Below are 22,611 nucleotides of genomic sequence, written 5' to 3' on the forward strand. Positions count from 1 at the left end.
ATGATAGATGTAAACGAATTCATTGCAAACCTCAGCCCCGAACAGGTGGCTGAGTTTATGCAAAAGTTACGAACCGGCAAAACAGATAGTACAACGGCTATAAGTGGAATCGAGATTAAAAAACCGGTTGAACTTAAAACAAAACCGTATGCACCAAAACCGGGGGATAATTTTATCATGCACATGCAAAAGCCCGGAAATTTGAGTTCTTTTATTTTCAAGAAAAAAGAGATTCTTCCCCCCGCTCCGGATCAAGTACAAATTTGTGTAAAAGCAACGAGTTTGAATTTTCGCGATTTAATGATTGCAATGAAATTGTATCATTCCACTCCGGGGGTTGCTTCTGTAATGGGATCAGATTTTTCAGGTGTTGTAACTGCCGTTGGCAGTAAAATTACCGAATTTAAAATAGGAGACGAAGTATTTTGTTTATCGGCAGGTTCCCTCACGCAAAACGGTGAATTAGACGAAGACAGTCATTTTGTGCGCTACACCAATATCAAATCCGATCAGGTTACCAAAAAGCCCGGTAATATAAGCTGGCAACAAGCCGCCTGTATTCCTACTGCATTTTTAACGAGTTATTTTGTTTTGATGCATAATGCACGACTGGAAAAAAGACATCGCGTTTTGATCCATACTGCTACTGGTGGTGTCGGGCAATCGGCCATACAAATTGCCAAATGGATTGGTGCAGAAGCATTTGTAACCGCCGGAACCGATTTGAAAAGAGAATACCTCGAAAGCATTGGTTTTAAAGATCCGATGAATTCCAGAACGATGGATTTTATCGATCAGATTCTGGAACGCACTAATCAGGAAGGAGTTGATGTAATTCTAAACACTTTAGGTGGTGAAGCCGCAAGTGAAAGTTTAAAAATCCTCAAAAACTTTGGGCATTTTCTGCAAGTAGATAAAAAAGATATAGCAGCCAATTATCACTTACCTCTGGCAGAATTTAAAAAAGGGATTTCGTATTCAGCATTTGATTTAGGATTGTTTTACCTCTATCCGGATATGACAAAGAAATACCTCGATTTAATTTCGGCCCATTTTGAAAGAGGTGATTTTGAGCCCATTCAATTTGAAACCTATGCAATCAAGGATCTCGGAAAAGCCCTTTCCTATATGTCAAGATCTCAGCATATCGGGAAGATCGTTCTTGAATACGATCAAGAGTAAAAAAGTACAATTATCCCCAGAGCGGTCCTAAAATATACAGCCCGCTTAAAACTTAGAACAAATAAAATAAATGGATACAGAACTTAAGAGTAAGCTAAGCGACCTTTCTCCGAGTCAGTTAAAAGAACTGATGAAAAAAATGGGGAAAGAGAAAAAGGAAATGCCGGTAATGCAGAGAAACGAATCTCAGCTTTACCCGGTTACCAGCGCTCAAAAGCGAATGTGGTTTCTATCCAAACTGGATCCTGACTCCTATTTGTATACCAATCCCATTGGCATTCGTGTTAAATCAAAACAAACAATTGATATCGATCTTTTTGTAAAAGGTTTTAAAACAGTGGTTGATCGTCATGAGATTATGCGAACCTCTTTTGTAAACGTCGACGGCCAAATCTTCCAAAAAATTCACGATCACCTTTCTTTTGAAATTGAGAAAATTGATCTTTCGTTGCTCTCTCCCGAGGAAAAAGAAACAAAAATGTTTGCCATTTTAGAACAGGACGGACAGCAAATAATTAGCATTGAAGCCCTGCCTTTATTTCGCTTTAAACAACTCACACTTAGTCCAAATGAGTTTGTATTTATATATACTTCACACCATATTATATCCGATGCCTGGTCCAGTTCGTATATCTTTCGTTCGATGCAGGAAATTTTTGAGCAAACGATTAAAGGTGCTGTTCCTTCATCAGGCAAACTTAAGTACCAGTTTATCGATTATGTAAACTGGGAACAAAAATGGCTTGTTTCAAACGAATACAAAAACGCAATGACCAAATGGAGAGAAATGCTGCCGGAAGCCCCGGAACCACTAAATCTCCCTTTGGATTTTAAACGCCCAAAAACAATTAATTACGAAGGAAGTCTGTACAAAACTACATTTAGAAAAGACCTTGTAGAGGCCTTGCGATTATTCAGCAAAAAAGAAGGTGTAACGTTATTTCACACACTGCTTTCCTGTTTTAATATTGCCTTGTACAAGTATTCAAAAAATAAAGAGATAGTAGTTGGCATTCCCATGTCTAATCGAAAATTGAAAGAATTTCAGGAAACGATCGGAATGTTTTTAAATACACTTCCTCACAGAACCCTTATCAATGACAACTTACAGTTCAGAGATTATCTTCATCAGGTCAGACAGGTCAGTCAGGATATGATGACACATCAGGATGTGCCTTTTGATAAAATTACCGAGGCTTTAAACCCTGTCAGAGATATGGCCATTTCGCCGTTGTTTCAGGTTTTGTTTGTTTTTCAAAATATCCCGGCAATGTACGAATGGGAAGACCTGTCGGTTGCACCCGTAAAGAGCGATTACAGTATTTCTAAGTACGACCTTAACCTTTGGCTCGAGGAAGTTGCAGATGAGCTCATCCTTTCCATGACCTGCCAAACCAGCTTGTTTCGTAAGGAAATGATGCCACAGTTCTTGACTTATTATGAATGTATTTTAAAACATATCCTGGATAATCCGGAAGAGAAAATTGCTGACATAACGCTTTCTGAGCAGCAGCATACACCTTATCCTGAAACAGAGTCAAATGAATACACAAGCTACCTCACTGGATTTGAAAATCAAGCGCTACTTCACCCCAATAAAACGGCTTTACGCTTTAATGAGCAGCTTTACAATTATTCTCAATTAAATGAACTCGCCAATCAGGCAGCGCATTATCTGTTACAAACCAAAAAAGATCAGCCTATAATTGGGTTAGCTATGGAACGTACGCCGGAGCTCTTAATTGCGCTACTTGCCATACATAAAATTGGTGCTGCTTATTTGCCTATAGATACACAGCTGCCAAAAGAACGACTAACCTATATACTAGCTGATTCCGGAATTGAAACTGTAATTACGACCGGCACTACCGCTACTGTTTTTGAAGGCTTTGAAGTAGAATCTCTTTTATTTGAAGATATCACCGACAAGTCTGAACAGCTCAAAAAAACAAATCCGTCAATAAAAATAGAGGCCAATACGCCTGCTTATATTATTTATACTTCAGGAAGCACCGGGCAACCAAAAGGTGTTTGCATAGAGCATGCGCAGTTACTAAATTATTCTACCGCTATTTGGAAACGCATACAGCTTTCTGCCGACAGTAATTTTGCCTCCATATCTGCCTTTACAACCGATTTAGGAAATACACAAATATTCCCAACATTACTACATGGAGGTTGTATTACACTTGTGCCTGATGCCGTTTTGACAAATCCTAAGTTATTCTCCTCTTACCTGCATACACATCAGGTCGATTGCTTAAAAATAGTTCCTTCGTATTTAAGAAGCTTACTTACAGTGGAAGAAGGTTTTGGCATACTACCAAAAAAAGTATTGATTTTAGGCGGCGAAGCTATTCCTGCCTCGCTGATTCTGAAAATAAGAGCATCCCGTCCCGATTTAAGAATCATCAACCATTATGGTCCTACAGAAACCACTATTGGTATACTAACCCATGAGATTGGTACTGTAAACGAGAACAGTATTATTCCGTTAGGCAAAGTACTGGATCACAACACAGTGGTTATCGTTGATTCGCAAAACAGGCCGTTGCCAAAAGGAATTCCGGGAGAAATAATTGTGTATGGTAACAATGTGGGGCGAGGTTATATCAATAACAAAAATCTTACTGACCAAAACTTTATTCCCCTGGACAGTAATCCCGAAATAAGAGGTTACAAAACCGGCGATATGGGTAGAATTACTTATACCGGTGAGATCGAATTTTTAGGTCGCAAAGACCGTCAGATAAAAGTTCGTGGCTTTAGAGTAGAAATCGACGAGATTGAAAAAGCATTACTACAAAATCCCGCTATTACTGAAGTTGTAATTAGCGCCAAAAACGACCAAAGCCTTGTTGCTTATACTACAGGAACCCTTACTGCATCGGATGTTTCTAAAATAAAACAGGAATTAAAAGCACACTTACCTGTCTATATGATTCCTGATGAAATAATCGTACTGGACAGCATACCCCGTCACGGAAACGGAAAAGTCAACAGCAAAGCATTGGAAAGTCTTTCCGCCACTGATAACCAAACAAAACAAAGTATTGAAATACAGCCAAGAGATGAAACAGAATTAGCCATTAAACACATTTGGGAAGAGGTTTTAACGCAGCCTGTTAGAAGCATTCATGTTGATTTTTTTGATGCCGGAGGTAATTCACTTATGGCTATTGAAATTATTGCCAAACTGAATAAACACTTTACAACCGATTTTAGTATTGTGGTCTTGTTTGAGTGTCCTACAGTTCACTTACTGGCATCAAAAATAAGAACAGATACTTATTCGGCATCACAAAGTCCATTAGTTTTACTTCGAAAAGGTACCGGAGATAGCAATCTGTTTCTGATACATCCTGCAGGTGGTGATGTTCTGAGTTATTATGATTTGGCACGAAATATTGATTCTGATTATTCTATTTATGGTCTACAAGCAAAAAAGACCGATAGCAAACCGGAAAGTATACAGGAAGTTTCTGCACTTTATCTACAAGCAATTGTTACAGAAGTACCTACCGGGAATTTTATTTTTGGAGGCTGGTCAATGGGGGCTTTAGTAGCCTATGAAATGGCCCGTTTGCACAAAGAGAGTACCGGAACATATGCTCCTGTAATTATTCTTGATCAAAAGGCTCCTGCTGCATTTGCCGACACAGTGATGGATACAGTAGACAAACTATCGCTTTTTGGAGAAAAAATAAATCATTTGGTAGGTCGAAAAACACAGCTTACAAAAACAGCTTTAGAAGGATTATCAGCTACCGAACGTTCCGCTTTATTTCTCCAGGAGTTTAAAGAAAGTAATCTGGTACCGGAAGATTTAAAACCCGAAGAGTTTCATGGTTTCTTAGATGTAATGCTTTATCACAACGAAATTACAATAAAATACCAGACCGAAACTTACAATGGCCCAGTCCTACTTATGAGGGCAGCAGATTCAACTTTTGCAGATGATGCCATAATACAAACACCCGATTACGGATGGATTAACTATATCCCGGAAACACTATCGGTAATAGAGGTACCGGGAAATCATATTACGCTTATCAGAAAACCCAATGTAGAGAACGTTGGGAAACAAATTAGTTTATACTTAAAAAATAAATCATAATGGAAACAACAGAAAAAAGATCAGAGGCAGATTTAAGAAAAGATATTGGTGAAATAACCCAGTGCATTTACGGAAACTGGATTTCACAGGTAACTTATGTTTTTGCCGAATTAGGAATAGCTGATAAATTATTAAACGGGCCGTTAACATTGGGACAACTGGCCGAAACCTGTGGTGTAATACCTAATTATCTGATGCGTACCCTACGTTGCACATTTGAACTGGGTTACCTTACTTTTGACGCTACTACGGGTTTATATTATTTAACCCCAAAAGGAGAAATTCTAAGCTCTAATCATCCCAATACCAAAAGAGAAGAAGCGCGCTTTAACGGGGCCGATTACCGTTACCATCCATGGGGAAATTTACTAAAGATTTTACAAAACGGTATGAGCGAAGAATACTCGCCTACCTATAAAAACGGTTCTATAGATTATTTACAGGACAAGCCCGAATTACTGGAAAACTTCCATATGGCCTTGTATAAAAAATCGCAGGAACAGGATTATAAACTGATTAAGGATTATGACTTTTCTCCTTATACTAAATTAATGGATTTAGGTTGCGGAAGAGGTTCTTTTATCAAAACTATATTAGATGAAAATCCGAAATTAGAAGGTTGTATGTTCGACCTTGACCATGGCTTTGATAAAGGTGTGGAAGAAAAATACGAAGGGCGTCTGATACAAATGTATGGCGACTTTTTTGAAGAAATTCCGGATTGGGCAGATGTATATACCATGAAAAATGTAATTCATAACTGGCCGGAAGATAAAACGGTAGCCTTAATGATAAAAACCAGAGAAGCCATGCAATCTACCAAAGGAAATACAACTGACCTTAGTAAAAAAAGACTGCTTATTATTGAAAATCTGGTACCGGAAAATGACAGCCATAAAGTAGCAAACTGGATGGATTTGAATTTTATGATCCTTATAGATGGTGCCGAACGCACTTTGAATGATTATAAAATACTCGGTGAAAAAAGCGGTCTAAAACTGGTTGACAATTTTGAGACTGAAACAGGAAGACATATTTTATCGTATGCATTAGCTTAAGTAAATTAAATTCTTTTTGATGCTAAAGATTTAAGTTCAAAAGCCATAATTGAAGTTTTACAGCAAAATTGCAGCATCATGAAGCTATAACAATCCTAAAAAATCCTTATTCTTAGTTGAATAAGGATTTTTAGTTTTATTATTTGCTTACTTAATTTTCTGATTCCAATCCTATTATAAAACCTCTTATTTAGGGTTTACCTGAACTTCTTCAAAAACAAACTGTGGTGCTTCGTAATCAATTGGTACTTCTCTGTCAAAATAACGAAAACCTAACCACTTCGTTAATGCACCGGAACCCGAAATCAATTTTTTATCTCTCATCAACAATGTAATTGGCCTGGATTCCCCCTGACCGCCATAAGAAATGTAATAATAATTACCTATTAACGTATCCCCCACTATTTTTCCTCTTACATATCCGGAATCCATAATAGCCTTACTTCCATAAATTATTTTATAGTCTCCCTTAAAGAAATGTTTTGTTGTTGTAATGGATAAATCGGCGGTATCATTTCCGTTAATTCCTCTATAGTGACTATAGGTTTCCTTAAATGGCCTTCCTCTGTTGCAACTAATTAAAAACACTAATAAAAGTAGTAGCAAAAGATTCCTTATGGCTTTTTTTATTCTTTTGTTTTGAATTCCAGTTTGCTTCATATTTTAGAGCGAATTATTTTTCAGTAGATTTATCTTAAGATCAATATATTGCAATTGAATATTATTTTTTAAAACCTCATATTCTGCAGCGAGAAATTGATTTTTTACTGTAGAAAACAAAACCGCTTCAATTCTTCCGTTTGTAAATTTTGCCTGAGTAGTACCCAAAGAAGCTTTGGCATACGTTTGCCTGTCGGTTAGTTTTTGCTGGCGTTTTAAGTAGTTGGTTTTATTTTGTTCTTCTAAAGCTATTTGCTTGTCTAATTCTTGCTTTTGCCGTGTTACAGCAAGTTTAAACTTCTCACTTTCTATCTTAGCTGCTACTATTTTTTTATTATTTCTAAATCCGTTAAAAACCGGAATTGCAAGTTGCATACCCACTTCCTGACTTTTATTGTCTGATAATTGATTAAAAAAAGGAGTTGAATTAACCTGATTAATATTTCTATAATAAAAAGTCGAATAACCGTAATAAGCTGACAAAAGAGGCAAATTAGCTGCTCTCTCTAAACGAATTGATTTTACACTATTTTGATAATTCAAGTCAGCCAATTTTAGTCTGGGATTGTATTCTTTTTTTGAAGATGTTGTCTGATGCTCATTCCAATAGACTTCCAGAGTGATTTTATCTACTTCCAGATCCACAACATTCATCAATTGAAATAGCTGAGTTTTTTTAATTAGATACAACTGCTCTGCCTCTAAACTACGATTTTCATCTTCCGAATAACTCAACTGCATGTCAAACAAATCACTTTGGGGTTTATTGCCTATTGCTACTTCTTTTGTAACACGATTTAAATTAAATAGCGCTTGAGTAAGTTGCTCCTTCTGAATTTTTAACAACTCCTGCGCATAAAGCGCCTGATAATAACTTTCTAAAATCTGCAGTTTATATTCGTTTTCTAAAACTTCTTTCTCGACTTTGGCCACTTCAATAGTAATCTTGTCTTTTTTAGCATTTGAAAAGGCGCTAAAATCAATTAAATTGGTTTTAGCATTGAGGTAAAAATTATCTTTTTGAATATTAGAACTCACCCTTCCGTTGGTTGAAGGATCAATCGTTGAACCAAAATTATACATTTGCTCTCCATATAAATTTACAGACGGCAGCATGCGGTTTAAAACTGAGTTTTGTAATTTCTCCGTTCTTTTAATTTCAAGTAGCTTAATTTTTATATCTATATTATTCTGCAAAGCAGCTTCCATGCATTTTGTAAGCGACCAGAAATTTTCCTGACCACTTGCAAAAGCACAAAATGACAAAAAGACAACGGTCAAAACGATATTTTTATTCATATTTTAAATATTTTAAAACATCAGTTTTTGTTGCCTGATACGCTCTTGAAAGCACTATTATCAGGGTAAGAACTAATAATACGATAAAACCGAATACAAATGGGAATACACTAATATCAATTCTGAAGGCAAAATTTTCGAGCCATTTATTCAAAAAGTAATACACCGGGAACAAGGCAATTAAAAACCCAATAATGCAATACAAAACATATTGTTTTGATAGTTCTTTCAATAAAGTATCGGTTTCTGCTCCTAATGTTTTTCTAATAGCAATTTCCTTCATTCGTCTTTGAATCGAGTACGAAGCCAGAGCAAACAAACCAAAAAGAGCAATAAGAACAACTACGACATTCAATACAGAAAAAAGATTCTTTTGTTTTACGTAAGATTCATACGTTCTTGCATATTGCTTGTCTACAAAGTCATACTTAAAGGGGTGTTTTTCATTAACATTGGCTCCCCATAGTTTTTCGATTGCAGCTATGGTTGTATCCATATCATGTGCTTTTAACTTTACATATACCAGGTTTATACCATCTGCCATATTTAAAGTTTTAATATGAAAGAAAGCCATTGGTGGTACTTCGACTTCAGGACTCAACAAATTAAAATCCTTTACAACTCCAACTACCTTTAACTTCTGATTTCTAATTATAACTTCCTCTCCAATAGGCTCACGCATATTCATCAATTTAACTGCTGATTCGTTAAGCATAACCGAATTGATCGTATCGGAAGCTAACTTTTTGTCAAGGTTTCTTCCTTTTACTACTTTAATTTTCATCATTTCCAGCAAACCAAAATCCAGCCCAATATACTTTTCTTTAAAAAGTACATCTTTATACAAAATCGGGTATAAGAAATTGTCACTGCCATCAAAAGAAAACAGACCTGTTGAAATGCTTTCTACACCATTAATTTTAGCAAGCTCCTGTTTTAATGTCGCATATTTATTGTAGATATTTTGTCCGGCATTTTCAACCTGATAATCTGAATCAGGAAAATTTAACGAAACTGCGATTATCTGATCCCCTTTAAATCCCAAATCTTTATTACTTAAAAATTGTACCTGCTCATAAACAATATTGGATCCGATAATAAAAAACGCAGCAACAGCAAATTGAAAGATCAACATACTATTTCTCAGCCAAACCCCATTTTTACTTCTGTCAAAATTTCCTTTGAGAACTTTAAGAGTATCAAAATTAGAGACATAAACTGCCGGAAAAAGCCCTGCCAGCAAAACAGTTGCCACAAAGATTAAAATCAATTGAAAATAAAACTGACTTCCTTCAAGTATTAGATTTTTACCAAGAAAATCATTGTAATAGGGCAATGTCAACTCGACAATAACTAAAGCTAACATGATAGAAAATAACGTAATCAAAATGGTTTCACAAACAAACTGCGCTTTGATACTACCTTTTGATGCCCCCAAAACTTTACGTACTCCAACTTCTTTTGCCCGCTTAATTGCACTGGCTGTCGCCATATTAACGTAATTAACAATAGACAACACCAGAATTAGAACTGATAAAACGGCCGTTATTAAAAGAAACTGATAATTACCACGACCTTCAGGAAAACCATCTGCAACCGAGTGTAGTCTTGCTTGTGAAAGAGATTCCATTACAACTGTAAAACGCCCCATTTTTTTAGTCATCTCATCTAGTGTAAAACCATTTTCTTTGGCTATTCTCACCGTAAATTCGTCATAATAGGCTCTTTCCAGCCTTTTCCGTGTTTCCTCAACTTTTGAAGGATCTTTTAGCAGTAAAAGTATTTTGAAAACAAAAGCTCCTTTATTTTGATCTGAAGCTATAACTTCTTTCATTCTGTTAACTACGATGTCCGGTTCTAAAGATGAATTACCAGGTATATGATATACAGCCCGAACAATTAACATAGAGTCAAAACATAAAACCTGTTTACCTATGGGATCATCATCACCAAAAAGTTTTTTCGCAAGATTATCAGATATTGCAATACCGGAATTGTCTCTCAAAGCTGACACCACATTTCCTTTAATAATTGTAAAAGGAAACAGATCAAAAAAATCTTTTTCGGTGTTGATAATTTTATCTACCGATTCCTTTTTTCCTTTATATATTATTTGCCCTTTTTGATACCAACTATCAGCATATACCCCTTTTTCTACATTTGCATCTTTGTCCAGAGCTGCTTTTAACCGCAAAGAACTATCTCCGGTAAATGGCATATCGCCTAATTTAACCAAAACCTGATAAACATTATCTTTTTCAGGATTCCAGCTGTTGTAACTCTGTTCGTCATTCCAATACAATAGCGCAAAAATGACTCCTACAATTCCAATAGACAATCCGGCAACATTTAATGCAGTGAATAATTTATCTCTTTTGATATGGTATAAAAATATTTTAGTCCAATTTTTAATCATGATTTTACTTATTAGATTCTGTTACCAAAACATCCACGTTTCTACTATTCCTTTTTTCTGCTACTATTTCTCCATCCTTCATAAAAATAGTTCTTTGAGAAAAAGAGGCATCGTATTCAGAATGTGTTACCATTAAAATTGTAGCGCCATTAGCATGCAGATCGGTTAGTAATTCCATTACCTCATTACCATTTTTACTATCCAGATTCCCTGTAGGCTCATCAGCAAGAATAATCAAAGGATCGTTAATTAATGCTCTGGCTACTGCAACACGTTGTTGCTGACCTCCCGAAAGCTGCTGTGGATAATGTTTTAATCTGTGGGAAATCCCCAATTTGTTGGCTATTTCTACTATCTTTTTTTCTCTCACAGAAGGAGAAACCTTATTGTAAATCAAGGGAAGTTCGATGTTATCATAGACTGAAAGTTCATCGATTAAGTTGAAATTTTGAAATATAAAACCAATATTTTCTTTCCTTGCTCTGGATCTTTCTTTCTCTTTTAGTCCAACCATTTCTTTATCTACCAATTTATAGCTTCCACTATCGGCGCTATCCAACAGCCCTAAAATATTTAATAACGTTGATTTTCCACTTCCTGAAGGTCCCATAATAGAAACAAAATCTCCTTGATTAACATTTATAGAAATGTCACTTAATGCTTTTGTTTCAACTTCCTCAGTTCTAAAAACTCTGGAAAGATTATTAATTTTAATCATATTGTATTTTTTAAAATGGTTATCTATTCTTCTATTTCTACTATTTCAACTTGCTTATAATCTTTGTAGGACGAAGTAATCACTTTTTCTCCTTCTTTTAATCCTCCAAGTATTTCATAGTACAGCGGATTTTCTCTTCCTAACTCAATTTCTCTTCTTTCGGCTGTGTTTCCTTTTACGACAAAGATCCACTTCCCGTTCGTTTCTCCATAAAAACTTCCTTTTGACAGGACTTTTGCTTTTACTTTGTCAGAAAAATTTAATTTCACGCCAAAACTTAAACCTTGTTTCAAATCCAGTTTCTGTGAGGATATAAAATCTAATTCTACCTGAAACCTTCCACCTTTTACCTCAGGTATTACTTTTGTGATCTGTACCTCAACACTCTTATTATTAAAAGTTACAGTTCCTTTTTGTCTCATTGCAATTCTGTCTAAATAGAATTCGTCCACGTCAGCCAAAAGTTTATAGCCTTTCATGTCGTCTATGGTTCCAATACTGGTATTTTGTGTATAGGTCTTTCCCAGTATAGGCTCAAAAGAAGAAAGTCTACCTGAAAGCGGAGCAGTAATTAGAAAATTTTTCTTATTATTTCTCAGAATACTTAAACTTTTATTCATAACAACTATCGATTGATTGAGCTGGACAATCTGGACCTGATTGGCTTGTTTTTCTTTTTTCACACTTTGTTTGATGATATTGATACGTTCTTGTTGAAAGCGAAAATTTTCCTTAGTCTTTATCCACTCACTTTTTGCAAGTATTTGTTCTTCAAAGAGCTTTTTATTGACATCGTATAAATCTTGAGAATCTTTGTAATCATGTTCAATTGCAATCAAATCTTTTGCTAAATTCAGTTCCTGGTTTCTTAAGTCAAGCTTTGCTTTGTTCAGGTTATTAATTTGTTCAATGATTGCCGTTTCCTGTTGCATATAAGCCAATTCCGCATTTGGATTGTATAATCTTGCCAAAGGCTGGCCTTTTGTTACCTGATCACCATTTTCAACAAAAATTTCCTGAACTGCACCGCCTTCGATAATATTAATTAACATTGAGTTTAAAGGAACTGCTTTTGCCTGAAAAGACATAAAATCTTCAAAAGAATTATTTTCAACAGTTTTAATTGTTATTTCTCCTCTTTTTACAACAAGAGTTCTTTTTTTGGTTGCAGATACAAACACAAAATATCCTAAAGCCAGGATAATTGGTAAAGAGATTAAAAGAAACTTCTTTTTGTTGCTTTTACGTATGATTTTAGTGTCCATTATAAAATAATTTATTTACCCTAAAGGAGAATATTGTGCCAGAAATCAAAATAATGTAATAGGCTTATTTTTAGATTATTATTTTTAACACAATTTAAAAAGTGTCCGTTATCGAACACGCTATGTATGAAAATGGACATCGATGAACACAACCAACACCACTATATTGGTCGCAGGAGTCGCAGAGATTCGCAAAAGTCTATTTCACGCAGATTTAGCAGATTAAGCCAATATTTTTGTTTTGTTACTGCGATAAAAACAATCTCAATAAATCTGCTAAATCTGCGTGAAAAAAAATCACTGCAAACATAGGAGGACCGAAGAGATATTCGAGAGATCATGTTTTAAGTTTTATGGCAGAATGGTTACCAAACTACTTTACGATTAAAATCTGTAAAAAAAGATACTTTTTTTACAGATTTTTATATAGAATTGGATTATAAATTAAATTGATAAATACTAAAAATAACTCTAATTTTACCAATCGTACAACTCTTTTAATTTATTAGTACTGAAAAAAACATGTATACAAAGACTATAATGCTGTTCCTCTTTCCGCTCACAAGCTGTTTGGCACAAGATTTAAATTTTCGTTATAAAGATACTTTAGCACTATTTGAAAAAGATTTGATACAATGCATCAAAGAGCAAAGCGATCATGAGAATGATTGTAGAAAGCAGTATTACCATGTACTGCAGGACTACGAGACGGATGTATATTATCACATCAGTAATAAGATCAAAAAAAATAAAACTTCTGTTCAAAAAGAAGCCATGGATCTGGCAGAAGGTGAATGGAAAAAATCTTCTTATTGGTACATCGCAAAATTGATGAAAGAATTTAAAGAAAAACATCCCGGTAAAAATGTATGGGATGCCGATCCTAAATTAAAACCGGACATAAAATTGTTTTATATAAAGACTGCAGCGTTTTTTACAGATCGAATAAATTATCTTCTTAACTTGGTAAAAGACTAAAATAATTGACCTAATAGCGCAAATTTGCAATTTGTGCTCACAAAAACTTGATGGCGCAAATTTGCAATTTGTGCCCACATTCAATCACTTCTACCTTTGGCGGCATGACCGAAGAGATATTCGAGAGATCCTGTTTTAAGTTTTATGGCAGAATCCTTGACAAGCTACTTTACTTTAAAAATCCGTAAAAAAGTTTTTTCTAAAGATTTTTTATGGATTTGAATAACTCTATCGAAAGTAAAATCACTTTTTTAAAGTCTCTTTCATTTTCTGTTCTTTGAGTACCAGTTAAGTTTACAATAATAATTAACTTTATAAAAACTTTAAAATAATGGAAGCCATAATATTACATCCTAAGAACGAAACACAACTATCTCTTTTGAAAAATTTAGCAAAAGAAATGGAAATGGAGTTTGAAACAAAAAATGAAGATGAAATAATCGTTGGATATGCTCCAAATGGTCAAGCTTTTTCTGTTTCTGAATACAAAGAAGATATACAAAATCGAATTAATGATGTAAAAAATGGAACGGCTAAAACGTTATCTTCTGAGCAAGTATTAAATCATATTCTTAAAAAATGATTGTTTGGGACTCTAGAGCACAACAAGAGCTACAAGATATTTATGATTATATATTTTCTAATAGTCCCCAAAATGCAAAAAGTGTGATTACGGAATTAATTTCTATTGCTGAAAGTGTTTCGAATATGCCTTATAAATATCCTAAAGAACCTTATTTTAATGATGAAAATATTCGTTTCATTCCAAAATGGAGTTACAACAATCTATTTGATTGGTTATAGGGATATTACGATATTATCTGTTTTTAATACTTCTCAAAACTTCATAAAAATTCCTAAATAATTTTAAATATAGAAATTCTGCTTCTGCACCATTTATCGCATTTGTTACTCGATAGCGCAAATTTGTAATTTGTGCTCACAAAAACTTGATGGCGCAAATTTGCAATTTGTGCCCGCAAAAAACTTGAAAAAATTACATTATACAATTCGTAAAAATATTTTCTACATTCGTTTAAAAGAAATATCAACTTATTATATAAAGCTAATTTAAACTTATAAGAGCTATTGTATAGTTTCCATAGATAAGTTTGCCCTCCATTAAAGACAGATGCAGAAAATGACAAAAAAAAGGATAAGCAACCCACTCTAAATTATTCTATATAAAAAAATACCATTATGCTTAAAAAAAGCATAATGGTATTTTTAGATGCAATGCTTTTTATTATTACTCTGTAAAACAGATTCTGTCGCATAAAACAGAAATAAATCAACGGGTAAAAAAATAGGTACTTTAAATTCTATTTTAAAAAGTTGTTCCCGCAGATCTTAACCATCCAGTACCTACGACATACCAATAAATATATCCAGCAGCAATCCTAATGTCACCTGCAGTTCCCGTATCGGCTGAAGTAAGTGGGGCAACTGATCCGATTTTTTTAGATAAATATTCCCTGGTTATGATTGATTTCCCTGATAAATCTCCACTTATAAAGCTAGGTAATGCACTAGGCAAATAGCCCGTACCATTCGCATCTGTGTAGAAATCTCCATTCGTAAGAACGTTACCAGATGGGTCTAAGGATAGTATATTTCTAGTTGTAGGTTGTGTAATTCTTGTAAAAGTTCTACTGGATTTACAAGCTACATAAACAGATCCGTTACCGGCTACAGCTAATAATCTTGGATCGTCAGCAGTTGCTCCTATTACTGTCGCTACTCCGTCAGGTGTCGTTTTAGTAACTCCATTAGAACCGACTGTATATACATTACTTTGACTGTCAACCTTAATATCCCAGCCACCTTGAACTGCTGCTAAAATAGTAGTAGTTCCATCAGGCAAAATTTTAAACAGAGAACCTAAACCATTAAGACTATGCACATAAATAATTCCTGTAGATTGATCTAGTGCCGAACTTATTCCTCCTCCTAAGTATCCGGTCCTCAATACGCTGGAAGCTCCGGTCGGAAGATATTTTATTACTCTACCTCCATCATCTACAGTATAAATAATTCCATTAGATTTATTTCTAACAAAAGAATAAGTTCCGTGAAGCCCAAGATTCTTTGTAGCGACTGTAGTAACAGATCCGGCCGGAGTAATTGATAATACAGTGTCAACTGTTGCCGTTGTTGCTACCGTATATAAGTTATCAAACTCATCTATCTCAATTCCCAAACAAGAGCCAATATAAGTCCATGAAGCCCAAGACGTTATAACGTTACCATTAGGTTCTATTTTTGTAATTGTAGATGAATCTCTATTTACCGTAAAAATATTTCCTTTACTATCAATAACAATTCCTGACGGATAAGCTCCTGTGTTAGCAAGTATCGTAGTAGGACCACCAACAGGGGTTTTCCTTACGTTGTTATCTTTTCTGTCTGTTACATAAGTTGTTCCGTATTGATCAACAATCATATCCCAAGGATAAGTTCCTGTAGTTCCGTAATTAACCGTACTTGACATACTAGTCGCAGTTGCATTCGCGAATTTTAAACCCGCTACATCTGCACTTCCGCTTTTAATTTCAATAGGTTTAGCTATAGTAACCAAGGAATTATCGTCTGTAATATTACTATCGCTAACATTTTTACCTTCGGAATTAAATTTAGCTATTTTATTTACAGTTCCGGATATAGTTGATCCTCTACTCGTAATAGAACTCTTAGGAATGTAATTGACATTACCATTTGAATTCACAACCATGATACTGTCAGTAGGTAAACCAAGTGGAACTGTTGAAAGTTGAAGCTGATTCTGGATGTTGTATTTTTTTTGTGCTGTTGAAGGAATTATAAATATTAATCCAAGCAATAATGCGTAAATAAACTTTTTCATGTATAATTTGATTTTCTGTTTTTAATTTGTTTGAAATTGTAATTAATCTTTCCTGTTGTATTTGATTATTTTCCTTAGGGACAATTTCACTTAGTTTTGTTAACCGGATTAGTTAACCTAATTGAACCGTTACTTACAATGGCTGTAAATTGTTCTCGAGATTATCTAAAAGCCTGATATACTTCTCTTTTTAGATCTATAATTCTTGTTTCGTGATAATTTCGAAATTTCTTAAACTGGTCATTTCACCACCTAAATAAATACCTTCAATCACACAGTTTTGGACAATACCTTTAACAACATCATTAACTTCAGCATCATTTTCGTTTGTATTTCCCACTGCTTTCAATATCAAAAATTGACCTTCAGGAATTATTCGAGCTTTGGTTAACAAGTTTGGATGAGCATCTGCATTTAATAAATGATCATCAAGTACCGCTTTATCAGCTTTATAGTCTAATAAAGGATAAAGTCCTTCCACATCTCCCACAGGAACTTTTTCGCTCTTATGTCGAAAAGAATCCCAAGTATCCCAAAATTGAGTTTGTGTCGGTTTTAAACCCGTTTTGAACCAGCTTTTTATGATGTTTAATGTTTGTATGGCCATATTTTTCTTTTTAGATGATGCGATTAATTGAGATTTCTTTTTCCTTTTAAGGATTGATTTGATACGATTTTAAAATTACTCTTGCTGAGTATTTTAAGTATTTTTTCCATTTTCTTTGATGAAGTGTTATACATAATTTAGCTGTTATTAAATGTTTTAATGAATGGGATAGTAAACTCTATTACCTATAAAGTAATCTTCTTATTTGATTATTTGAAGATGCAAAAGTAGAACGGAAGAATACAAAAAGAACAAAAAAAAGCCAGCTCTATTCAGTAGTTTCAGCAAATAGACAACTTAATGAAACTACTGAATACAAGTGTTTTGAAGTTTTAATATGATTAATATTCACACTATTTTTACATCCAGAAAAAAACTAGCGATGAGTAAAAATACACTTCACAATTTCGGTCTTTCGATAAAAAATAGTTCCAAAAGAAATATGAGTTAACAATCAGTTTTAACTTAATCCAGAAAATTTTACTTAAAAAACTATAATGACTATGAATGAATTAGATATAAATTCAGATGATAAAAAAAGAGACCTTGAAGATCAACTGAAAAAGCGACCAAAAGAGAAATGGAAAATCTGGAGATTAATTGCTGTTGGAATTATCTTGCCTTTTGTGGGGCCATACATTCCATTAAGAAAAGGAAGTTTAGCTGAAATTTAGATTTATAAGAGTCAAATCAGTCTGAATCTTCACAAGTTCCAGTATCTCCATTTTTAAACCTTCAGGCATTTTATTGATCAAATCTTCCTTGATTTGACGCTCGTTTTCGTCTTTATAATTTGTGATCAAAACCAACAGATTTTTATCTTGAAAAACCGGCAGCCTTGGAAAATCATTTTCGGTCATTTCACTTGTCCAAAGCGAAAAATCTTCAACAGCTAAAGTCTTTAGGAATGGAATATAGGATTCTTCAAAAAGCTTAATTACTTTATCTACAGTGCAGTTGCAAATGTAAAAATTAACAACAGTGATTTCCTTATCAGAGTTTAACGAGCCACTTTCGTACAATGGTCTTAATAAATAGACATGATCTGAGTTAATCATCATTTCATTTGCTCCTTTTCCATGTTCTTTCCAAACCGGACTATTAATATAAAAATCATTCAGAAATTGCGCCCTTGAATGCATATCTGTAAAACCGCGCAACCAGACAAACCTGTCATTCACATTTTTAATTTTGAATTCTCCCACCGTATAACCACCCAATTTGTTCATTGAATCAACAAAATTTAAATGAAAATAGCGATGAAAACTATCTGTAAAATTGGGTTTTAGCAAATAATTACGGAGTTCTAACACCTTGATATTCTCCGAATTTTCTTTTTTTGAATAGCTCATGGTTTATTTGATTTAAAATTTTTAATCAAATTAATGAATTAAATATCTTTACAGCAAGTACTTACCAGATTGTACCTAACCTTCTAAAACTATACTAATACTGATTATTAGTGCTTTAAAATTTTAAAAGTAATGGAAAAAGTTTCAAGAAAAGCCTACTGCCCGGTTGATTACGCCTTTCAAAGAATAGGCGGAAAATACAAAGGAAGAATTCTATGGTATTTAAAAGATGGTGTTTTAAGGTACGGCGAACTAAAAAGAATCGTTGAAGGCATTACTCCAAAAATGCTCACACAAACACTAAAAGAATTAGAGGCCGATGGATTAGTCACAAGAAAAGTCTATCTGGAAGTTCCTCCCCGCGTTGAGTACGGGCTTACGGAAACCGGTCTGGAATTAATTCCATTCATCAACCAAATGCGGATTTGGGGTGAAAAACAAATGGCGAAAGGTTAAATTTTGGAATTTGTATACATAGTTTATCCTCTCCTAAAAATTCTAATTCAAAAAAATGCGGTGAATAAACAACTTAATCACCGCATTTTTTGCGGAGAATAATTACTATATTTACCGTATAAACTAAAAAGACAATGGCAATCTATATCCATCAGCTTAAAAATTGGCCAAATCTACAGTGGAATGAGCAAGAATTTATTTCGCTATTGAGCGAAGTTCGAAACTTGCAAGGGAAACTTATGGGAAAAGTTGAGTTGCTGGGTTTTAAACTAAAGGACGAAGCTAATTTAGAAACTCTAATTCAAGATGTCTTGCAAACTTCTGAAATAGAAGGAGAAATACTAAATCCTGAACTAGTCCGTTCTTCCATTGCAACAAGACTTGGATTAGAATATTCCGGCTTAGAGCGCTCAGACAGAAATGTTGACGGAATTGTAGAATTAATGTTAGACGCCACTCAAAACGACAACAAAACATTGACGGATGAACGTTTATTTGGTTGGCATGCAGCACTGTTTCCATTAGGAAGAAGCGGCATTCACAAGATTGAAACCGCCAATTGGCGTTCGGGTGAGATGCAAGTAGTTTCAGGAGGAATGGGTCGCGAAATAGTACATTTCGAAGCTCCAAAAGCAGAACAATTAACCTTAGAAATGAAACATTTTATTGACTGGTACAATAACGAGCAAAATTTAGAATCATTGCTAAAAGCTGCTGTAACTCATCTCTGGTTTATAACGATACATCCATTTGACGATGGGAATGGCAGAATTGCCAGAGCAATTACAGATATGCAACTCTCAAAATCCGATGGTGTAAATCAAAGGTTTTACAGCATGTCTACTGAGATAAATAAACAAAAAAAAGGCTATTATGCTATCTTAGAGCAGACTCAAAAAGGAGATTTGGATATCACGGCTTGGATAATCTGGTTTTTAGAATGCTTAAAAAACAGTATTCTTTACTCCAGTACAATTGTCGATAAAGTAGTAACAAAACATCAATTTTGGGCTAAAAATGCCGGGGTGATATGTAATGAACGTCAACAAAAAATGCTTAACAAACTTATGGATAATTTTGAAGGCAATTTAAATACTAATAAATGGGCGAAAATGACAAAAACTTCTCCAGATACAGCGCTTAGAGACATAACTGATTTAGTAAATAAAGGCATTCTCACCAAAGCTAATTCAGGCGGAAGAAGTACGCATTATATTCTAAAAGATATTCTTTAAGAAAATCAAATACAACTATCGATATAAAAACTAAGATCTTATCGTTAATCAAAACTCCATACTAAATTATTACCTACGCTCCGGAGTCAGCAAGCCTCGAGGTTCAAGTAAAAAATTAAGATTCAATCTAAGATCGCGGCTTAGGCAAGTTTCTGTCGTACATGATAATAGTTCCTGCCACAGCTACATTTAAACTCTTTTCAGATTTAAATTTTACCAAACTATGACATTTCTCCATTACTTTTTTCGATAGTCCATGATCTTCTGCTCCCAATAAATAGACACAACGTCTTGGATGTTCGAAGGTCTCTAAATCAGATGCTTTTTCATTTAACTCAACCCCAACCAATCGTGCTCCTTTGGGCAAGTTTTCAAAAAAAGCTTCAAAAGTATCGTAATGAAAATAAGGAATTGCTTTTACAGCATCGTGAGTATCACAGGCTTGTTTGGCATATCGATTTCCTATGGTAAATATAAAAGTTGCGCCTAAATTTTGAGCCGATCGCCACAAAACACCCAAATTTTCAGGCGTTTTACCATTTTGTATCCCTATCCCAAAGTATTCATTTATAAAGTTGTCATTCATAAGCGCAAAAGTACAAACTGTAAGCACATAAATCAATTTTTTATTGGGAGGAAACAAAGTCTCTATATTGAAAAGCTTTTATCTGTTTAATTTAAGTCGCTGGTTGTGAAATGTAAAATGTAAAATGTAAAATGTGAAATGTATAATGTAAAATGTATAATGTATAATGTATAATGTATAATGTAAACTATAAGCCTGAATGGTGATGAGTCTTGTATCTAATTGATTTACCAATGTATAAAAATAGAATAGCACAAAATTTGTACGAATTTAACTACTACAATCCAAGCTTATCACATCTTACATCTTACATCTTACATCTCATAACTCATAACCTATGAGGCTTTAAAAGATTCAAAAAACGCATAGGCTCTTTTCTCTGCATAAGAATACATTGAATCTCGCAAAGGAAAAGCACAATGACCTCCATACTTAGGGGTTTCCAGATAAACATAGGCACTGTCTTCGGCTATTGTTCTGGGGTAACATCTTTCACCCAAAAAAGGATCATCAAGCGAATTAATAATCAAAACCGGGGTCGTAATGTCTTTAAGAGAAAATTCAGGAGAAACACGTTGATAGTAGTCATCCCGACTTGTAAAACCATGCAGTGGCGCTGTAAAATAATGATCCACTTCATCAAAAGAAGAAATTTTATCGATCTGATCACGATTTATAAAATCCGGAAATTGTGCCGCTTTGTGTTTCAGTTTTCTTTTTATATCAATAGTGAAATTCAATAAATACACCTTGTTAAAGCCTTTTTTGAGTATTTCAGCACTTGTTGCAATATGCGTTGGAACAGAAATAGAGACAGCCGCTTTTATGCGCTCATCTACTTTTGTCCAGCCTAAATAATTCAAAAGCTGCACACCTCCCATTGAATATCCGATAAGATACACCTCTTCAAATCCTTTTTGCAACACAAACTGCACCACTTCATCAAGATCATCAACGGCACCGTGATGATAAAGCCTCGGAAGACGGTTCATTTCTCCTCCGCAAGTGCGGTTATTCCATGCAAAAACCGAAAAACCCTTTTGCTGGAAATAAGTCGCACAGCTATTATTGTAGGTTCTGCGTGAATCTCCTTCTAAACCATGACATAAAATAACTGCTTTTTTAGAATCATTGATAATGAAATCTATATTGATAAAATCACCATCATTTAACTCCTTTTTTTCCCTTGTGTATCCAGGAGCATCAAACTTTTTAAACAAAGCAGCATAAATAGTCGAAATGTGCCTGTTACGGTACATAATAAAAGGAAAATTATAATCTGATTGTTCGATTATTGGCATGCTACAAAGTTTTAAGATACTTCATACAAATTTAAGCAATCAATCAATAGGTTGTCTACTACTGCCTTTTTTATTTCACTTGCGTTCGAATGGTTTTGCTACTACCCTCTTTCTGCTTTTCTAAAAAAATCTCGCAAAGCCGTCAAGTTTGTTTGCACGCAGATTTAGCAGATCAAGCTGATATTTTGTTTTTACAATTAGATAAAAGCAATCTGCTAAATCTGCGTGAGAAAATTTCTCGCTAAGCCGCCAAGTTTTTTTGCACGCAGATTTAGCAAATCAGGCTGATATTTTGATTTTGCAATTAGATAAAAGCAATCTGCTAAATCTGCGTGAGAAAATTTCTCGCTAAGCCGCAAAAGCGCAAAGTTTCCTTTTCAAAAAAAACTTGGCGACTTAACGACTTGGCGAGAAATACATCCAAGACAACAGTACGCATAATTTGTGACAGCTAAAGTCAGAGTTCAAAAACAAAAAAGTTTACCTTGATGAATTGCAACAATCCATGAACTTACTCA

Annotated in this window: 19 protein-coding genes; 9 read left to right on the forward strand and 10 right to left on the reverse strand. The window is 34.4% G+C overall.

All coding sequences use genetic code 11. The annotated features are described in order from the left end of the window. The 3 genes from G3A47_RS18245 (at window position 1) to G3A47_RS18255 (ending at window position 6,357) form a co-directional block, all read left to right on the forward strand. On the forward strand, window positions 1–1,182 hold the full coding sequence (locus tag G3A47_RS18245; protein WP_166924943.1) for a zinc-binding dehydrogenase: 1,182 nt from the start codon (window positions 1–3) through the stop codon (window positions 1,180–1,182). A 70-nt stretch (window positions 1,183–1,252) separates the two neighbouring features. Further along, on the forward strand, window positions 1,253–5,299 hold the full coding sequence (locus G3A47_RS18250; protein WP_166924945.1) for a non-ribosomal peptide synthetase: 4,047 nt from the start codon (window positions 1,253–1,255) through the stop codon (window positions 5,297–5,299). Beyond that, complete coding sequence (locus G3A47_RS18255) at window positions 5,299–6,357, forward strand: methyltransferase (protein WP_166924947.1); 1,059 nt, start codon at window positions 5,299–5,301, stop codon at window positions 6,355–6,357. Before G3A47_RS18250 ends, G3A47_RS18255 begins: the two co-directional genes overlap by 1 nt. A gap of 186 nt (window positions 6,358–6,543) precedes the next feature. Here the strand turns inward: G3A47_RS18255 and G3A47_RS18260 are convergent, their stop codons facing one another. The 5 genes from G3A47_RS18260 to G3A47_RS18280 are packed head-to-tail and all read right to left on the reverse strand — an operon-like array spanning window position 6,544 to window position 12,715. After that, window positions 6,544–7,017 (reverse strand): hypothetical protein, encoded by a 474-nt coding sequence (locus G3A47_RS18260; protein ID WP_166924949.1) that lies wholly within the window; start codon window positions 7,015–7,017, stop codon window positions 6,544–6,546. Window positions 7,018–7,020: 3 nt separating this feature from the next. Beyond that, window positions 7,021–8,316, reverse strand: a complete 1,296-nt coding sequence (locus tag G3A47_RS18265) for a TolC family protein (RefSeq protein WP_166924951.1) — start codon at window positions 8,314–8,316, stop codon at window positions 7,021–7,023. After that, complete coding sequence (locus G3A47_RS18270; RefSeq protein ID WP_166924953.1) at window positions 8,309–10,732, reverse strand: ABC transporter permease; 2,424 nt, start codon at window positions 10,730–10,732, stop codon at window positions 8,309–8,311. The genes G3A47_RS18265 and G3A47_RS18270 overlap by 8 nt, the downstream gene beginning before the upstream one ends. A gap of 4 nt (window positions 10,733–10,736) precedes the next feature. Next, complete coding sequence (locus tag G3A47_RS18275) at window positions 10,737–11,450, reverse strand: ABC transporter ATP-binding protein (protein ID WP_166924955.1); 714 nt, start codon at window positions 11,448–11,450, stop codon at window positions 10,737–10,739. Window positions 11,451–11,473: 23 nt separating this feature from the next. Beyond that, window positions 11,474–12,715 (reverse strand): efflux RND transporter periplasmic adaptor subunit, encoded by a 1,242-nt coding sequence (locus tag G3A47_RS18280; protein WP_166924957.1) that lies wholly within the window; start codon window positions 12,713–12,715, stop codon window positions 11,474–11,476. Between the two features lie 522 nt (window positions 12,716–13,237). On the opposite strand from G3A47_RS18280, the gene G3A47_RS18285 reads away from it, so the two are divergent. From G3A47_RS18285 to G3A47_RS18295, 3 genes are all read left to right on the forward strand, one after another. Next, the gene (locus G3A47_RS18285; protein WP_166924959.1) at window positions 13,238–13,693 is read left to right on the forward strand and encodes a hypothetical protein; all 456 of its coding nucleotides are present in this window, start codon (window positions 13,238–13,240) and stop codon (window positions 13,691–13,693) included. 331 nt (window positions 13,694–14,024) lie between these two features. After that, window positions 14,025–14,276 (forward strand): DUF2683 family protein, encoded by a 252-nt coding sequence (locus tag G3A47_RS18290; protein WP_166924961.1) that lies wholly within the window; start codon window positions 14,025–14,027, stop codon window positions 14,274–14,276. Next, on the forward strand, window positions 14,273–14,497 hold the full coding sequence (locus G3A47_RS18295; protein WP_166924963.1) for a type II toxin-antitoxin system RelE/ParE family toxin: 225 nt from the start codon (window positions 14,273–14,275) through the stop codon (window positions 14,495–14,497). Before G3A47_RS18290 ends, G3A47_RS18295 begins: the two co-directional genes overlap by 4 nt. 523 nt (window positions 14,498–15,020) lie before the next feature. Here G3A47_RS18295 and G3A47_RS18300 read toward each other — a convergent pair. Together G3A47_RS18300 and G3A47_RS18305 are read right to left on the reverse strand one after the other, a co-directional pair. After that, window positions 15,021–16,556, reverse strand: a complete 1,536-nt coding sequence (locus G3A47_RS18300; protein WP_166924965.1) for an NHL repeat-containing protein — start codon at window positions 16,554–16,556, stop codon at window positions 15,021–15,023. 196 nt (window positions 16,557–16,752) lie between these two features. Continuing rightward, entirely contained in the window at window positions 16,753–17,163 is a 411-nt protein-coding gene (locus G3A47_RS18305) for a hypothetical protein (RefSeq protein WP_166924967.1), read from the reverse strand. Between the two features lie 503 nt (window positions 17,164–17,666). Between G3A47_RS18305 and G3A47_RS18310 the strand changes: the two genes are divergently transcribed. Further along, window positions 17,667–17,837: a hypothetical protein gene (locus G3A47_RS18310; protein ID WP_166924969.1), complete on the forward strand. Its 171-nt coding sequence runs from the start codon at window positions 17,667–17,669 to the stop codon at window positions 17,835–17,837. On the opposite strand, the gene G3A47_RS18315 is transcribed toward G3A47_RS18310, so the two are convergent. Further along, window positions 17,823–18,515 (reverse strand): hypothetical protein, encoded by a 693-nt coding sequence (locus tag G3A47_RS18315; protein ID WP_166924971.1) that lies wholly within the window; start codon window positions 18,513–18,515, stop codon window positions 17,823–17,825. The two genes, G3A47_RS18310 and G3A47_RS18315, sit on opposite strands and share 15 nt — an antisense overlap. Window positions 18,516–18,647: 132 nt before the next feature. Between G3A47_RS18315 and G3A47_RS18320 the strand changes: the two genes are divergently transcribed. After that, window positions 18,648–18,971, forward strand: a complete 324-nt coding sequence (locus G3A47_RS18320) for a winged helix-turn-helix transcriptional regulator (protein WP_166924973.1) — start codon at window positions 18,648–18,650, stop codon at window positions 18,969–18,971. A 134-nt stretch (window positions 18,972–19,105) separates the two neighbouring features. Next, window positions 19,106–20,206, forward strand: a complete 1,101-nt coding sequence (locus G3A47_RS18325; RefSeq protein ID WP_166924975.1) for a Fic family protein — start codon at window positions 19,106–19,108, stop codon at window positions 20,204–20,206. A 127-nt stretch (window positions 20,207–20,333) separates the two neighbouring features. On the opposite strand, the gene G3A47_RS18330 is transcribed toward G3A47_RS18325, so the two are convergent. Both G3A47_RS18330 and G3A47_RS18335 read right to left on the reverse strand, forming a co-directional pair. Further along, window positions 20,334–20,792 carry an RNA methyltransferase gene (locus G3A47_RS18330; RefSeq protein ID WP_166924995.1) on the reverse strand — a complete coding sequence of 153 codons (459 nt, stop codon included), beginning with the start codon at window positions 20,790–20,792 and terminating at the stop codon, window positions 20,334–20,336. A 335-nt stretch (window positions 20,793–21,127) separates the two neighbouring features. Continuing rightward, complete coding sequence (locus G3A47_RS18335; protein WP_166924977.1) at window positions 21,128–22,093, reverse strand: YheT family hydrolase; 966 nt, start codon at window positions 22,091–22,093, stop codon at window positions 21,128–21,130. Between the last annotated feature and the right edge of the window lie 518 nt (window positions 22,094–22,611).

The organism is Flavobacterium poyangense (assembly GCF_011751075.1).
GTDB classification, from domain to species: Bacteria; Bacteroidota; Bacteroidia; order Flavobacteriales; family Flavobacteriaceae; genus Flavobacterium; species Flavobacterium poyangense.